This window comes from Rugamonas brunnea (assembly GCF_014042345.1).
Taxonomy (GTDB): Bacteria; Pseudomonadota; Gammaproteobacteria; order Burkholderiales; family Burkholderiaceae_D; genus Rugamonas; species Rugamonas brunnea.
The window spans coordinates 226,646-242,092 of record NZ_JACEZT010000006.1 but is presented as its reverse complement, the minus strand read 5'-3'; the positions used below and the strand labels follow the sequence as shown (position 1 = coordinate 242,092).

Here is a 15,447-nt window from a genome sequence, read left to right as displayed (position 1 = left end):
TGCAAAGGCTCATTCAACGCCGCGTGGCGCCATCTGCAAACGATAGTACACACGATTAGACAGTGTGTCTAGATTTGTCGTCCACCCACAAAAAGATTGATGCGAAAACAACACGGGGCCGCATTTGTGCGGCCCCGCGAGGGTGTCATACAGCCCGGAAAAGGGCCGTCAAACTTAGCGGCTGTAGAAGGTACGCCCTTCTTCCACCATGGTCTTCAGCAGCGCGGGTGGCTGGAAACGCTCGCCGAATTGCTGCGCCAAGGCTTCGCACTGGCCGATGAAGGCCGCGATGCCGGTACTGTGGATATGGCCGATGGTGCCACCCCGGAACGGCGGGAAGCCCCAGCCCAGGATGGCGCCAATGTCGACGTCGCGCGCCGTCGTCAGCACGCCCTCCTCCATGCAGCGCACCGTCTCCACGGCCTGCACGGCGATCAGGCGCTGCACCAGCACGTCGACGTCCGGCTGCTCGGCCGCTGGCGGGAACAGTTCCGCCAAGCCCTGCCACAGCGACTTTTTGCCGCCTTCGGGATACTCATAGAAGCCCTGGCCCGCCTTCTTGCCGATGCGGCCCAGCGCCACGATGCGCTGCGCCACTTCGAGACCGGGACGGGGGCGATAAGCGTCGCCCAGGTCGGCCGCCGTCTGCTTCTCAATCTTGACCAGCAGTTCGGCCGACACTTCGTCCGTCAGCGCCAGCGGACCGACCGGCATGCCGGCTTGCAGGCCAGCGTTCTCGATCAGCGCCGGACGCACGCCCTCCTTCAGCATCTGCAAGCCTTCCATCACGTAGGTCGAGAACACGCGGCTGGTGTAGAAGCCGCGCGCGTCGTTGACCACGATCGGCGTCATGCCGACGGCGGCGATGTAGTCCAGCGAACGGGCCAGCGTGGCGTCGCTCGTGCCTTTGCCCATGATGACTTCGACCAGCGGCATCTTGTCCACCGGCGAGAAGAAATGCAGGCCGATGAAGTTGGCGGGACGCGCGCTCGCTTCGGCCAGGCCGGTGATCGGCAGGGTCGAGGTGTTGGAGGCGAAGATGGCATCCGGCGCCAGCACGGCTTCGCTCTTGCGGGTCACGTCAGCCTTGATGGTGCGGTCCTCGAACACGGCTTCGATCACCATCTCGGCGCCGTCCAGCGCCGCGTAATCGGTGGTCGGCACGATGCGTTCCAGCAGCGCAGCCGCCTTCTCCGGCGTGATCTGGCCGCGCGCGGCCTGCTTTTCCAGCAGCTTGCGGCTGTAGTCCTTGCCACGTTCGGCCGCTTCCAGCGACGTGTCGAGCAGCACGGCCGTGATGCCCGCCTTGGCCGTCACGTAGGCGATGCCGGCGCCCATCATGCCCGCGCCCAGGATGCCCACGCGGCTGTATCGCTGCTTGTCCACACCGGCCGGACGGGCCGCCAGTTTGTTCGCTTCGTTCATGCCGAAGAACAGGCTGCGGATCATGTTCTTGGCCTGCGGGCTCAGGACGGCGTGCACGAAGTAACGCGCTTCCGTCTTCAGGCCCGTATCGAGGTCCGTGATCAGGCCTTCGTAGACGCACGACAGGATGTGCTCGGGCGCCGGGTAGTTGCCGTAGGTTTTGGCGCGCAGCATGGCGTTGGCCGCCATGATCAGCTGCTGCACGGCAGGGCTGCTAATCGCACCGCCGGGGATCTTGTAGCCTTTGGTGTCCCAAGGCTGCTGCACGGGGCCGGTCTGGGCCAGCAGCCAGTCGCGCGCCGCCTGCACTTCCGTGCCAGCCGCCACCACGGCGTTCAGGATGCCCAGTTTGAGCGCGTCGGCCGCTTTCAGGCGCTTCCCTTCCAGCAGCAGCGGCAGCGCGTTCTGCACGCCGATCAGGCGCGGCAGGCGCTGGGTGCCGCCGCCGCCCGGCAGCAGGCCAAGCGTCACTTCCGGCAGGCCGAAACGTGCCGACGGCTTGTCGGCCGCCACGCGGTAGTGGCCGCACAGCGCCACTTCCAGGCCGCCGCCCAAGGTGGTGCCGGGCAGCGCCATCGCCACTGGCTTGCCGCACGTTTCCAGATGGCGCAAGGCCTTGTGCAGGGCCGTGGTGCGGGCGTACAGTTCCGGCGCCGCGTCGGCCGATTGCAGCCATTCGAGGTCGCCGCCGGCGATGAAGTCCGCCTTGGCCGACGTCATGAGGATACCTTTGACGGCGGGATCGCTTACCGCACGCTCGATGGCGGCGAACAGCGCGGCGCAGCTCTCGCCGTTGATGACGTTCTGGCTGCGGCCTGGCATGTCCCAGCTCAGCGTCGCGATGCCCTGGGCGTCGAGTTCAAAATTGATCATGCCGCTCTCCTTAAATCCGTTCAATGATGGTGGCGATGCCCATGCCCGCGCCCACGCACAGGGTGGCGAGGCCGGTGTTGAGGTCACGCCGTTCCAGCTCGTCGAGCAGGATGCCGAGGATCATGGCGCCGGTGGCGCCCAGCGGGTGGCCCATGGCGATCGCACCGCCATTGACGTTGATGCGGTCGTGCGGCACGTTCAGCACCTGCATGAAGCGCAGCACGACGGCGGCGAAGGCTTCATTCAGCTCGAACAGGTCGATGTCGGCGGCCGTCATGCCGGCGCGCTTGAGCGCCTTTTCGGCCGCGTAGCTTGGGCCGGTCAGCATGATGGATGGCTCGGAGCCGATGGTGGCGAACGAGCGGATGCGGGCGCGCGGCTTGAGGCCGGAACGGGCGCCCGCCTCGGCGCTGCCAAACAGCACGGCAGCCGCGCCATCCACGATGCCCGAGCTGTTGCCGGCATGGTGCACGTGGTTGATGCGCTCCAGTTCAGGATAGCGCTGGCGGATCACGGAATCGAAGCCGTATTTTTCGCCCATGTCAGCGAACGATGGCTTGAGCGCAGCCAGCGATTCGATGCTCGTTTGCGGACGGATGGTTTCGTCGCGATCCAGCACCAGCAGGCCGTTCAGGTCGCGCACGGGCGCGATGGAGCCGGCGAACCAGCCCGCGTCCACGGCGCGCTGGGCGCGGCGGTGGCTTTCCACGGCATAGGCATCGAGGTCGGTGCGCGAATAGCCCCACAGCGTGGCGATCACGTCGGCCGAAATGCCCTGCGGGACGAAGTAGCCGGGCATGGCGCAGCGCGGGTCCACGGCCCAGGCGCCGCCGTCGGCGCCCATCGGCACGCGCGACATGGCTTCCACGCCGCCGCCCACGGCCATGTCGGCCTGGCCGGACATGACCAATGCGGCCGCCATATTGCACGCTTCCAGCCCGGAGGCGCAGAAGCGGTTGACCTGCACGCCCGACACGCTCTGGTCGTAGCCGGCCGCCAGCGTGGCCACGCGGCCGATGCAGGCGCCCTGCTCTCCCACCGGCGTCACGCAGCCCAGGATCACGTCGTCCACATTGGCCGTGTCGAGTTCATTGCGGTCGCGCAGCGCGCGCAGCGCGGTCGCCGCCAGTTCCACCGGCGTGGTGCCGTGCAGCGAGCCGTCCTTCTTGCCTTTGCCGCGCGGCGTGCGCACGGCGTCGTAGATGTATGCTTCCATGTCGTCGGTCCTTGCGGTTCTTTAGAGGGTGCGGCTGATCAGTTCTTTCATGATCTCGTTGGTGCCGCCGTAGATGCGCTGCACGCGCGCGTCGGCCCAGGCGCGGGCGATCGGGTATTCGTGCATGTAGCCATAGCCGCCGAACAGCTGCACACAGCGGTCCATCACGCTGAACTGCAGGTCGGAGATATTGTACTTGGCCATGGAGGCCGTTTCCGCGTCCAGCTTACCGGCCGCCATCAGCTCCAGGCAGCGGTCCACGAACACCTGGCCAACGGCGATTTCCGTCTTCATCTCGGCCAGCTTGTGGGCCACGGTCTGGAAGTCGCCGATGGCCTTGCCGAAGGCCTTGCGCTCCTTGGTGTAGGCGATGGTCCAGTCCAGCGCGGCCTGGGCGGCGGCGATGCCGGTCACGGCGATCTGCAGGCGCTCCCACGGCAGTTCCTTCATCAGGTAGTAGAAGCCACGGCCTTCCTCGCCCAGCAGGTTGCGGGCCGGGACTCGCACATTGTCGAAGAACAGCTCAGACGTATCCTGCGCGCTCATGCCCATCTTGTGCAGGCGCTTGCCCTTGCTGAAGCCGGGCATGGTGGTGTCGACCACGAACAGGCTGATGCCCTTGGAGCCGGCGGTGGGATCGGTCTTGGCCACCACGATCACCAGGTCGCTCAGCCAGCCGTTGGTGATGAAGGTCTTGGAGCCGTTGAGGATGTAATCGTCGCCATCGCGCACGGCGGAGGTCTTGATGCCTTGCAGGTCCGAGCCGGCGCCCGGTTCCGTCATGGCGATGGCGCCCACCATCTCGCCGGTGGCCATCTTGGGCAGGTAGGTCGATTTCAGGTAGTCGCTGCCGTGGTGCAGGATGTAAGGCGCTACGATTTCCGAGTGCAGGAAGAAGCCCACGCCGGTGGCGCCCACGCGCGCCTGCTCCTCCATGTAGACGGCGCTGTACAGCAGGTCCACGCCGGCGCCACCATACTGCTCGGGCATGCTGGTGCACAGCAGGCCCGCCGCGCCGGCCTTGTTCCAGATTTCGCGGTCCACGTGACCCTGCTCCTCCCAGCGTGCGTGATGGGGAACGATCTCGCCTTCAATGAAGCGGCGGGCGGCGTCACGGAACGCTTCGTGGTCTTGGTTGTACAGGGTGCGTGGAATCATGGGACTAAGCCTCCAATTAGTTGAGTATGCAAGTATTGTAGGCAGGGCCACTTGTGCGCACATCGTCGGAAGCGACGAATTGCGTTCGCGCCCTGTAAAACGGTAAGATTGCGGCTCCTAGAACCGAACCTCCCAATGAACCAGCCCACCAGCGTCGCGCCCAACCGGCTCGCCGCCAAGCTCAATCCACCCTCGCCGCCGGCCGCGCAAGTGTTGCGCAAGGCCGTGGCGGAGGCCGTGCGCGCGGCCCAGTCGGCGCGGCTGGTGCTGGTGCGGGCCCCGGCCGGATTCGGCAAGACCACCACCATGCTGCAGTGCCGCGCCCAGTTCGAGGCCGACGGCGTGGAAACCATCTGGCTCACGCTGGACCGCAGCGACAACGACCCGGCCCGCTTCCTGGCCTGCCTGGCGGCGGCCGTGGCCCAGCTGCACGGCGAGCAGGCCGCCGCCACCGACGGCGCGCTCGACATCATGGAGCGGCTGGCCGCCCATCCCAGCCCGTTCGCCCTGTTCTTCGACGATTTCGAACACGTGACCGACCCCACGGTGCTGGATCTGGTGCGGGAATTGATCGCCAACCTGCCGCGCCGGGGCCAGCTCGTGATCGGCGCGCGCAGCCGGCCGGACCTGGGCCTGGGCCGGCTGCGCGCGCGCGGCCAATTGCTGGAGATCGACACCACCCAGCTGCGCTTCTCGGCCGGCGAGGCCGCTGAATTCATCACCGGCCAGCGCCACATCGCGCTGGGCGAAGCGGACCTTGCAGCCCTGTACCGCAAGACGGAAGGCTGGGCCGCCGCCCTGTGGCTGGCTTCGATGTCGCTGGAACGGCAGGAAGGCCGGGCCGACTTCATCGCCCGCTTCTCCGGCTCCAACGACGCCGTGGCCGACTACCTGGCCGACGACGTGCTGGCCCGCCAGAGCGGGACGGTGCGCGATTTCCTGCTGCGCACCTCCATCCTGCGCCACCTGAACGCCTCGCTGTGCGACGCCCTTCTGGGCCGCGACGACAGCGCCCAGCTACTGGCCGCGCTGGAACAGGCCAATTTGTTCATCCAGCCCATCGAGGGCGAGCCGGGCACCTACCGTTACCACAGCCTGTTCGCCGGCTTCCTGCGCCAGCAACTGCGCATCACCATGCCGGGCGAGGAGCAACGGCTGCACCGCGCCGCGTCGGACTGGCACCAGGCCCAGGGCGGCATCGTGCCCGCCATCGACCACGCGCTCGACGGCGGCAACCTGGAACTGGCGCTGCGGCTGCTGCAACAGCACGCCGAAGCGCTGCTGGAAGAAGGCCGCATGCACCTGCTCACGCGCTGGTTCGGCGCCATCCCGGCTGCCGCGCTGGCGCAAGCGCCGATGCTGGTGGTGGTCAAGACCTGGGCGCTGGCCCTGAGCCGGGGTCCGCGCGAAGCCATGGCCGTGCTGGAAGCGTCAGGCTGCGCCGAATCAACCGATCCCGACGTGCGCGCCCACCTGCTGGCCCTGCGCCCGTCGCTGCTGACGATGATGGACCGCATCGAGGAAGCCTGCACGGCCGGCATGGAAGCGCTGGCCCAGCTCCCGCTCAGCAAGCCGTTCGCGGAGAGTATGCTCATCAACGGCATGGCGCTGATCCTCTGCTCGCTGGGCCAGTACCAGCAGTCGCACCAGATGCTGGACGCGGCGCGCCGCAAACAGGGCGACGGCGCCGGCATCTTCAACCGCATGTATTCGGAATCGATCGAAGGCATCCTGGACCTGGAAGGCGGACGCCTGCGGCAGGCCAGCGCGCGCTTCCGGCTGGCCGTCAACACCACGCACGCGCCGTCCTACACGCACACCCACGGCAACGCCTTCGCCGGCGTGCTGTATGCGGACGCGCTGTACGAAGCGAACGAACTGCGCACGGCGGCCCACCTGTTCAATGTCTACGTGCCGCTGGCCAAGGACGTGGCGCTGGCCGACCACATGATCATCGGCTACACGCGGCTGGCCCGCATCGCCTTCACGCGCGGCGACATCGACATGATGTTGCAATACCTGAGCGAACTCGAATACACGGGCTACCAGCGCCAGTTGCCGCGCGTGGTCGCCAGCGCCAAGCTGGAACGTTCGCGCATGCTGCTCCTGCAGGGCAACCGCGTGGCGGCGCGCGAGGAACTGGAACGGGCCAACGACACGGCCGTCTGGACCCGCGTGCGCGCGTTGCGCCTCCTGGCGCACGACGTCGAGCATTTCGACCTGGGCCGGCTGCGCTGGGAAGCCCACTTCGGGACGGCCACGCCGGATGGCACGGCGCTGGACCAGATCGACGCGGCGCTGGCCGAAGCGGCGGCCGAGGGCCGCGTGCGGCGCCAGCTCAAGCTGCAACTGCTGCGCGCCATCGCCCTGCATCACGCGGGTCAGGCGCGCGCCGCGCAAGCGGCCATGCTGCAGGCGCTGCGCGACGCCAGCGGCGAAGGCTTCATCCGGCTGATCGTCGACGAAGGCCCGGTGGCGGGCCTGCTGGTGCGGCGTTTGCAGGACAGCTTGCGCGCCGACCCGGCGGCCCGCCCCGATCCCCTGTTCAGTGATTACCTGCTGCGGCTGGCGCAAGCATTCCCGCCGGCCGAGGCGGAGGCAGAAGCGGAAACCGCAGCGGAAGCAGGCCCCGGCGCCGCGCTGGCCGAACCATTGACCCAAAAAGAGACACGCATCCTTGCACTGTTGGCGGATGGCTACTCCAACAGTGCGCTGGCCGAAAAACTGTTTGTCTCGGACAGCACCGTGCGCACCCACCTGCGCAACATCAACACCAAGTTGCACGCCCAGAGCCGCACTCAGGCGGTGGCCATCGCGCGCAAACTGGGCATCATCGCCTGAGCACCGGACGTTGCCTGACGGTACGTTCAGGACAAGGCGCGAGCGCAGCCAGATCAGCAAATTTATCAATTAAATCAAAGCGAATAAATATTCTCACCAAATATCACGCTTTGATTGATTTGCGCTATAGTATTCCTCACGGGAAGCGATTCCACGTCACGCCTTCGCAAGCCACAAGCCCGCTTGCCCTACCCCAGCCATCGTCTTACAGGGGAAACACACTGAGCACCACCCGCTGCTAGCGTCCGCCCGACCAGGGCAAACAAACAATTCGCCATTGTATTGGGCCAGCCCGTCATCCGGACCGGCCTGTGAACCTGCTGTCGCCATCGCAAACAGGAGTATCCGATGCGTAATAACCTGCCAGTCACCAACAAAGAATATGTCCTGAAGGAGTCGGAAACCATCGTGTCCAAGACCGACCTCCAGGGCAACATCACCTACGTCAACCAGGACTTCATCACCATCAGCGGCTTCAGCGAGGAGGAACTGCTGGGCGCGCCGCAGAACATCGTGCGGCACCCGGACATGCCGCCCGAAGCATTCGCGGACCTGTGGCGCACGCTCAAGGCGGGCAAGGCCTGGACCGGCCTGGTGAAAAACCGATGCAAGAACGGCGACCACTACTGGGTCGAAGCGGGCATGGCGCCATTGCTGGAACAAGGACAGATGGTCGGCTACACGTCGATCCGCACCAAGCCCAGCCGGGCCAAGGTGGAGGCGGCCGAACAGGCGTACCGCAAGCTGCGCGAGGGCCGCGAGCCATTGTTGGTGCATGAGGGTGTGGTGACGCGCCGTTCGCCGTGGCGCCGTGTGGCCGCGCTGGCCGAATGTCCGCTCAGGATGCAACTGGGCGTGGCCGGCGGCCTGATGCTGCTACTGTTTGGCGTCATGCTGTGGACGGCCGTCATGCAAAGCAGCCTGGCGATGGCGGCCGGCGCCGGCCTGGGCATGGTGCTGCTGGGATCGTGCTGGGTCCTGCTCCAGCGCAGTATGCTCGCGCCGCTGGACGAGCTGCGCCGGGGCCTGAACCAGATGAGCACGGGCGACCTGACCGGCGCCATGCCGGCCCATGGCAGCAAGGAAGCGATCGACGCCCTGCAGGCGCTGCGCATCCTGCAGATCAACGTCAAGCTGCTGGTGGGGCAGATCAAGGAAGCGAGCGGCGTCGTCAACGACGCTGCCGCCGATCTCTCCAGCGGCAACGCCGACCTGTCGGCGCGCACCGAGTCGCAGGCCGCGTCGCTGGAACAGACGGCGGCCACGATGGATGAATTGACCAGCACCGTGCGCAGCAACGCCGACAACGCGCACGAAGCGACCGCGCTGGTGAATTCGGCGGCCGGCGTGGCGGCGGATGGCGGCCATGCGGTGCGCCAGGTGGTGTCCACCATGAGCACCATCCGTGGCCACTCGGGCAAGATGGCCGACATCGTCGGCGTCATCGACGGCATCGCGTTCCAGACCAATATCCTGGCCCTCAACGCGGCCGTGGAAGCGGCCCGCGCCGGTGAACAGGGCCGGGGCTTCGCGGTGGTGGCCACGGAAGTGCGCAACCTGGCCCAGCGCGCCGCCGGCGCGGCCAAGGAAATCAAGGTCCTGATCGGCGACTGCGTGCAGGCCATCGACCAGGGCAATGTGCTGGTGACGGATGCGGGCCGCGTGATGGACGACATCGTGCAGTCGGTGACCCACGCGGCCAGCCTGATGGCCGATATCAGCGGCGCCAGCAAGGAGCAGAGCGACGGCATCGTGCAGGTCAACCAGGCCGTGATTCATCTCGACTCCATCACCCAGCACAACGCGACCGTCGTCAGCCAGGCGGTGGGGACGGCGCAATGCATGCAGCAGCAGGCGCACCACCTCGCCGTGCTGGTTGACCACTTCCGCCTCACCACCAGCACAACGAGCGCGCCGGCGCTGCACCTGGCCGCACGACAATCGATGCGGCCAACGATGCAGCCGACTGCGCTGAAAATGGCACAAGGGGTGAAAGGAACGCAAGGGGCACAAGGCGCACGAGGCGCACAACGGCAGGCCGGCACCTTGCGGCGGGTGGCCTGAACGCGGGCGCTGGCGGCAGGCCAGCCAAGCCGGGGCCGGTCAGGCCGTGGCCGGCGCTGCGCCCTGTTGCGCGGCCAGGATGAAGGACAGCGTATCGGCGGCCGGCAGCGGGCGCGCGTAGTGATAGCCCTGCACCTCGTCGCAGCCCAGCTTGCGCAGCAACTCCAGCACGGCCGCGTTCTCCACGCCCTCGGCGATGGTTTTCAAACCAAGGCTGTGGGCCATCTGGACGATGGCGCGCACGATGGCCGTGTCGTCCGGATGGGCGTCGATGGCGCGCACGAAGGACTGGTCGATCTTGAGCTTGTCGACGGCGAACTGCTTGAGGTAGGCCAGGCTGGAATAGCCGGTGCCGAAATCGTCCACCGACAGGCTCACCCCCAGCTTGCGCAGGCGCTGCACAATGGCCAGCACCTGCTCGGGATTTTGCAGCAGGATCGACTCCGTCAGCTCCAGTTCCAGCCAGCCGGCCGGCAATCCGGCCTGTTCCAGCGCCGCGTGCACATCCTGTTCCAGGTCGCCCCGGCCAAACTGCAGCGCCGACAAGTTGACCGCCACCACCATGGGCGGGGCGCCGGCCGCGCGCCACTGGGCCATCTGGCGGCACGCCGTGCGCAGCACCCAGGCGCCGATCGGCACGATCAGGCCGCACTCCTCGGCCACGGGAATGAAACGCGCCGGCGACACCAGGCCGTGGCCGGGTCGCTGCCAGCGGATCAACGCTTCCACCCCGATCAGGCGGCCGGTGGCCAGGTCGATCTGCGGCTGGTAGTACAGCATCAGTTCATCGCGCTGCAAGGCTTGCGCCAGCCCATTGCGGATGTCGAGCCGGTCGGCCGCGTCCGACAGCATGGACGGGGCAAACGTGCACCAGGTGTTGCGGCCCTGGTGCTTGGCGTGGTACATGGCCGTATCGGCCTTTTGCAGCAGGGTGTCGAAATCGGCGCCGTCGTCGGGTGACAGCGCGATCCCGGCCGACACCGTGGTCGCCAGTTCCTGGCCCGCCAGCATGATCGGCTCCTGCAGGCGGTTCAGCAGCATGTCCAGCACCGGGGCCAGCGCGGCAGCATCAGTCACGCCGCTCCACACCAGCAGGAACTCGTCGCCGCCCTGGCGGCTGACCGTGGCGCCAGGCGGCGCCAGCGCGCGCAGCCGGTTCGCCATCTCCTGCAACACCAGGTCGCCCTGCAGGTGGCCCAGGCTGTCGTTGATCTGCTTGAAGTTGTCGAGGTCGATGAACACCAGCGCCACCCTGCCGCTACGCTGGCGCGCCACGGCGTCGCGGAAACTGGTGCGGGCCATGAGCCGGTTGGGCAGTTCCGTCAACGGATCGTGGTAGGCGAGGAATTGCAGCCGGTCCTCGGCCGCGCGCTGCTGGCGCATGGCGGCCGATAGCCGCAGGAACGGCTCGCGCACACTCGATACGAACACGGCCTGGTAGATGTAGCCGTAGGCGACCACCTTGTACAGGTGACCCAACAGGCTGAAAATGTCGTTCACGTTGGCGTACAGCGTGAAGCACAATTCGCTCAGGATGGTGATGGCCGTGGCCCGCAGCAGCGGCGTGGCCTCCGATGCCGGCGCGCGCCAGAACAGCGCCAGCGGCACCAGCAGCATGGCCACGATGCCATATTCGGCCACCAGCTTGATCGGCGTGAGCCCCTGGCCGGGCACGAACATCACAGGCCAGATCTGCGGCGCATACAGTTGCAGGACATAGACGGCCGCCGTCAGCGACAGCGCCGCGGCCAGCATCAGGTAGCGCGTGGCGTCGCTGCGGAAGCGGGTCCACGGCCGCAGCGCCACCACCAGCAGCGTCAGCGCCGCCGTGTAGCGCGCGCACAGCCAGAACGCGATCGCCTTTTGCGGCGCGGCTGGCGTGACGAAATCAGGCATGCCCTTGTAAGACAGCAGGTGCGCCAGGTCGATCAGGCCGACGGCCAGGAAGCCGCAGGCCAGGATCATGGTGTTGCCGGCCCGCTCGCGCTGATGGGCGTTCCACGACACGGCGAAGATCAGGCCCGCCACCACCACGGCGAATAGCTCCAGTACGGTGTGGGTGGCAGCCGAGAACAGCACTTCACTTTGCTTGAGGGGCATCGTCCAGGGACTGAGCCACACCAGCACCAGCAGCAACGCCAGGCCGACGAACAGCACGCTGCCAGCGTGTGGCCGCGAGCGCGGCGCCACGGCGGGGGTGGACGTCAACGGGGCTGGCTCGATCATCACGGTTCTGGGCATGCGACTGGCACGGCTACGCGCTACGGCCCTCATCCTGCCAGGCCGTAAAACACTGGTTGAAGATTAAATGTCAGACTTGCATGATAGTCGAAACGCCGCCGTCCCGGACAAATGTCGCAAGATAATTGCCTACAAGCAGCTTTTCACTGTATGAATTTGACAACAATATAGCCAAAACGCAACACAATTCCCCCTCCCCGTTTTGTCCCGTTTTCCCTCTCAGGCGCCGCCGGCACCGCCCCTGCGTGACTCGCCGCGCCATGCGTTTGGCTCGCCGGGACTAGGCATTGTGGCCTGTCACGCCACTGTTTCGCATTAAGATCGGAACCGGAGTCTATTGCAGTATTGATACGTTTTCTCCGGGCAAGCGCGCGGGTTGGCCACCGCCATCCGCGCGGCGCAGCAAACTTCTCACAAAGAATGTGGAGCAAACCTCGACGGCGCGGCAAGCCGTAACAGTACAAGCGCGGTGTGGATATTTTCCTGCCGTACAGATCGAAGGTTGCAGACAATTAAAGAGGTTGAGAAGCTTATGAACAGTGTTTTGAACGCCGGGCCCACCCTGGGTGTCGGACCGGCGCTGGCCGGCAAGCGCGTCTTCATCACGGGCACCACCGGCTTCCTGGCCAAGGTGGTGCTGGAAAAACTGATCCGCGCCGTGCCCGACGTGGGCGGCGTCATCCTGCTGATACGCGGCGGACGCAACGGCGTGACGGCGCGCGCCCGCTTCGAGCGCGAAGTGGCCGCCTCCTCCGTGTTCGACAAGCTGCGCGCCGAACGGCCCCGCTACCTGGAACAATTCTTCGCCGAGAAGCTCGAATGCGTGATGGGCGAAGTGACGGAGCCGAGCTTCGGCCTCGACCCGGCCGAGTTCTACGCCCTCTCCCGCCGCGTGGACCTGGTGATCAACGCCGCCGCCAGCGTCAACTTCCGCGAAGCGCTGGACCAGGCGCTGGCCATCAACGCCCTGTCCATCGCCAACCTGTCCACGCTGGCGCGCGCCGCCAACGCGCCGCTGATCCAGGTCTCCACCTGCTACGTCAACGGCTACCAGCGCGGCGCCATGCAGGAAGAAATCGTGCGCCCGGCCCGCGCCAGCATCGCGCGCCACGCGGACGGCTATTACGACCTGTCCAACCTGCTCGACTACCTGAACCACCGCATCAGCCAGGTCAAGGCGGAAGTGAGCGACCCCGAACAATTGGCCACGCGCCTGACGGAACTGGGCATCGCCGAAGCCAACTACCACGGCTGGAACGACACCTACACTTTCACCAAGTGGATGGGCGAACAACTGGCCATGCGCGCCATGCAGGGCCGCGCGCTGACCATCGTGCGCCCGTCCATCATCGAAAGCACGCTGCAGGAGCCGGTGCCGGGCTGGATCGAGGGCGTGAAGGTGGCCGACGCCATCATCCTGGCCTACGCGCGCGGCAAGACCAGCTTCTTCCCGGCCCGCCCGGACGAGGTAATCGATATCGTGCCGGCCGACCTGGTGGCCAACAGCATCCTGCTGGCCAGCGCCGAGGCGCTGACGGAGGCGCCGGCCCGCCGCATCTACCAGGCCTGCACGGGTTCGGGCAACCCGATCAAGCTGGGCAAGGTGATCGACCTGTTCCAGACCGAGGCCAAGCGCAACTGGCGCCAGTACGACCGTCTGTTCTACAACGTGCCCAAGCGCGACTTCCAGGTGGTGAGCCGCCCCGCCTTCCTGCTGATGCTGCGCGCCATGCGCGCCGGCACGGGTGTGTGGAACGGCGTGCGCCGGCTGCTGGGCGCGGGCGAATCGCCGGCCATCGAAGCACTGCGCACCACCCAGACCCTGGCCGTGACGTTCTCGTTCTACACGGCGCCGCGCTACCGCTTCCACAACAACCAGCTGATGGCGCTGGCGCGCCGCTTCGGCGCCGAGGACGCGGCCCGCTTCCCGGTCGATCCGGCGCAGATCGACTGGCCCGACTACCTGTGCCGCATCCACATGGGCGGCTTGAACCGCTATGCGCTGCGGCCGCGCGGCGTATCCAAGGCCGCCGCCACGGCCGCAGCAGCGGCAGCGGCGCCGGCCAGCTGCCAGGAGGCCAGCGTGGGCAGCTAGCGAGGGCAGCCAGTACAGCATCGCATCGATAACAGGCCGACGCCACTACAACTATAACGGCGCGGCAAGAGGAGACAGCAGCACATGAACCAGACTTCCGCACCGCGCGCCCACGCGCACCCGCAGCCGGACCAGCAAGGCGCCGAGCCGGCACGCCCGGCTGGCGCGCCCCGTTCGCGCATGACCCGGCGCGACTACGCCTGGCACCGCATGGACACCAACAAGAACCTGATGGTCATCAACAGCATCCTGCTGTTCGAGGGCGAGGTGGACATGGAGCGGCTGGTCTCGACCATCGCCCACCGCTTGCCCAACTATCCGCGTTTCACGCAGAAGGTGGTGACGCGCTGGGGCCGCACGCACTGGGTGGAGGACGAGGAATTCAACATCCTCGACCACATCAAGCACGAGCGCATGGTGGAGGAAGTGAGCCGCGCCGAACTGCAGAACCACCTGACCCGCATCGCCCACCTGCCGCTGGCCACCGACCGGCCCATGTGGCACATGACGGTGCTGGACCGCGTGAACGGCGGCCACGCCATCGTGTTCCGGGTCCACCACTGCATCACGGACGGCCTGGGCCTGGTCCATGTGCTCAACCACCTGACCGACGACAACGGCCTGCACGGCCGCACGCCCTCGCCCGTGGGCCATCCGCACCGCGCCGCCGTCACCGGCAATCCGGTCTGCTTCAACCTGGCGCGCGCCGTCTCGTGGCTCAAGATCGCCTTCCACGTCACGCGCCTGTCGGTACTGTGGCCGGACGCCAGCACCCGCCTGAAAGCGCCCATGCACGGGGAAAAACAACTGGTCTGGCTGCCGCCGCTGGAAATGGACCGGGTGCGCACGCTGTCCAAGCGCATGGGTGTGACGCTCAACGACGTGTGGGTGGCCGCCGTGTCGGGCGCGCTGCGCGCCTACCTGTCGTCCAACGGCGAACACGTGGACGGCCGCTCGCTGCGCGCCGCCGTCACCTTCAACCTGCGTGAGAAGGCCAATGCCTTCCAGCTGGGGAACGAGTTCGGGCTGGTGGCCGTGGAGCTGCCCACCAACGTGGACGACCCGTGCCAGCGCCTGCGCCAGTCCAGCGCCCGCATGACGGCCATCAAGCGCTCGCACCAGCCGCGCGCCACCATGACCTTCCTGTCGATCGCCGGTTGCCTGCCGACGGCGCTCCAGCACTTCGCGCTGAACCTGTTCACGTCCAAGGGTTCGGTGGTGCTGACCAATATCGAAGGCCCGGGCAGCCGCCGCTACCTGGCCGGCTCGCGCATGACGGACCTGATCTGCTGGGTGCCGCAAGCGGGCAAGCTGGGCGTGGGACTGGCGTTCATCTCGTACGCGGGCCAGATCCAACTGGCCCTGTTCGTCGACACCGACCAGGTGCGCGATCCGGACCGCCTGATGGCGCTGACGGTGGAAGCCTTCGCGGAACTGGAGACGGCCACGCGCGCCATGATGGAAACGGCGCCCGAAGCGGCAAGCGAAGGCGTGCCCGGCGTGCCGCTGGCCTCCGCGCGCGCCGCCTGAGTTG

8 protein-coding genes are annotated in these 15,447 nt (G+C 66.9%); 4 read left to right on the top strand and 4 right to left on the bottom strand.

Annotated features, from left to right (window positions below; all coding sequences use genetic code 11):
* Window positions 1–174: 174 nt before the first annotated feature.
* From H3H37_RS11530 to H3H37_RS11520, 3 genes are read right to left on the bottom strand one after another with little or no spacing between them, the layout of a single operon-like run.
* Entirely contained in the window at window positions 175–2,298 is a 2,124-nt protein-coding gene (locus tag H3H37_RS11530; RefSeq protein ID WP_182162518.1) for a 3-hydroxyacyl-CoA dehydrogenase NAD-binding domain-containing protein, read from the bottom strand.
* 10 nt (window positions 2,299–2,308) lie between these two features.
* Window positions 2,309–3,514 (bottom strand): acetyl-CoA C-acetyltransferase, encoded by a 1,206-nt coding sequence (locus H3H37_RS11525; RefSeq protein ID WP_182162516.1) that lies wholly within the window; start codon window positions 3,512–3,514, stop codon window positions 2,309–2,311.
* Between the two features lie 21 nt (window positions 3,515–3,535).
* Window positions 3,536–4,672, bottom strand: a complete 1,137-nt coding sequence (locus H3H37_RS11520) for an acyl-CoA dehydrogenase family protein (protein WP_182162514.1) — start codon at window positions 4,670–4,672, stop codon at window positions 3,536–3,538.
* 135 nt (window positions 4,673–4,807) lie between these two features.
* On the opposite strand from H3H37_RS11520, the gene H3H37_RS11515 reads away from it, so the two are divergent.
* Entirely contained in the window at window positions 4,808–7,513 is a 2,706-nt protein-coding gene (locus H3H37_RS11515; protein ID WP_182162512.1) for a winged helix-turn-helix domain-containing protein, read from the top strand.
* A 348-nt stretch (window positions 7,514–7,861) separates the two neighbouring features.
* Window positions 7,862–9,577, top strand: coding sequence for a methyl-accepting chemotaxis protein (locus H3H37_RS11510; protein WP_182162511.1), 1,716 nt, complete (start codon window positions 7,862–7,864; stop codon window positions 9,575–9,577).
* 39 nt (window positions 9,578–9,616) lie between these two features.
* Here H3H37_RS11510 and H3H37_RS11505 read toward each other — a convergent pair whose 3' ends face one another.
* A complete protein-coding gene (locus tag H3H37_RS11505; protein WP_182162509.1) occupies window positions 9,617–11,803 on the bottom strand; it encodes a putative bifunctional diguanylate cyclase/phosphodiesterase in 2,187 nt (728 codons plus the stop codon).
* A gap of 547 nt (window positions 11,804–12,350) precedes the next feature.
* Between H3H37_RS11505 and H3H37_RS11500 the strand changes: the two genes are divergently transcribed.
* Window positions 12,351–13,913: a fatty acyl-CoA reductase gene (locus H3H37_RS11500; RefSeq protein ID WP_182162507.1), complete on the top strand. Its 1,563-nt coding sequence runs from the start codon at window positions 12,351–12,353 to the stop codon at window positions 13,911–13,913.
* Between the two features lie 84 nt (window positions 13,914–13,997).
* On the top strand, window positions 13,998–15,443 hold the full coding sequence (locus H3H37_RS11495; RefSeq protein ID WP_182162505.1) for a WS/DGAT domain-containing protein: 1,446 nt from the start codon (window positions 13,998–14,000) through the stop codon (window positions 15,441–15,443).
* Window positions 15,444–15,447: the final 4 nt, after the last annotated feature.

Excerpts from the sequence above, each read along its gene's own strand:
- H3H37_RS11510 (WP_182162511.1), top strand. The coding sequence starts at position 7,862 with ATGCGTAATAACCTGCCAGTCACCAACAAAGAATATGTCCTGAAGGAG.
- H3H37_RS11515 (WP_182162512.1), top strand. The coding sequence starts at position 4,808 with ATGAACCAGCCCACCAGCGTCGCGCCCAACCGGCTCGCCGCCAAGCTC.
- H3H37_RS11530 (WP_182162518.1), bottom strand. The coding sequence starts at position 2,298 with ATGATCAATTTTGAACTCGACGCCCAGGGCATCGCGACGCTGAGCTGG.
- H3H37_RS11525 (WP_182162516.1), bottom strand. The coding sequence starts at position 3,514 with ATGGAAGCATACATCTACGACGCCGTGCGCACGCCGCGCGGCAAAGGC.
- H3H37_RS11500 (WP_182162507.1), top strand. The coding sequence starts at position 12,351 with ATGAACAGTGTTTTGAACGCCGGGCCCACCCTGGGTGTCGGACCGGCG.
- H3H37_RS11505 (WP_182162509.1), bottom strand. The coding sequence starts at position 11,803 with ATGATCGAGCCAGCCCCGTTGACGTCCACCCCCGCCGTGGCGCCGCGC.
- H3H37_RS11520 (WP_182162514.1), bottom strand. The coding sequence starts at position 4,672 with ATGATTCCACGCACCCTGTACAACCAAGACCACGAAGCGTTCCGTGAC.
- H3H37_RS11495 (WP_182162505.1), top strand. The coding sequence starts at position 13,998 with ATGAACCAGACTTCCGCACCGCGCGCCCACGCGCACCCGCAGCCGGAC.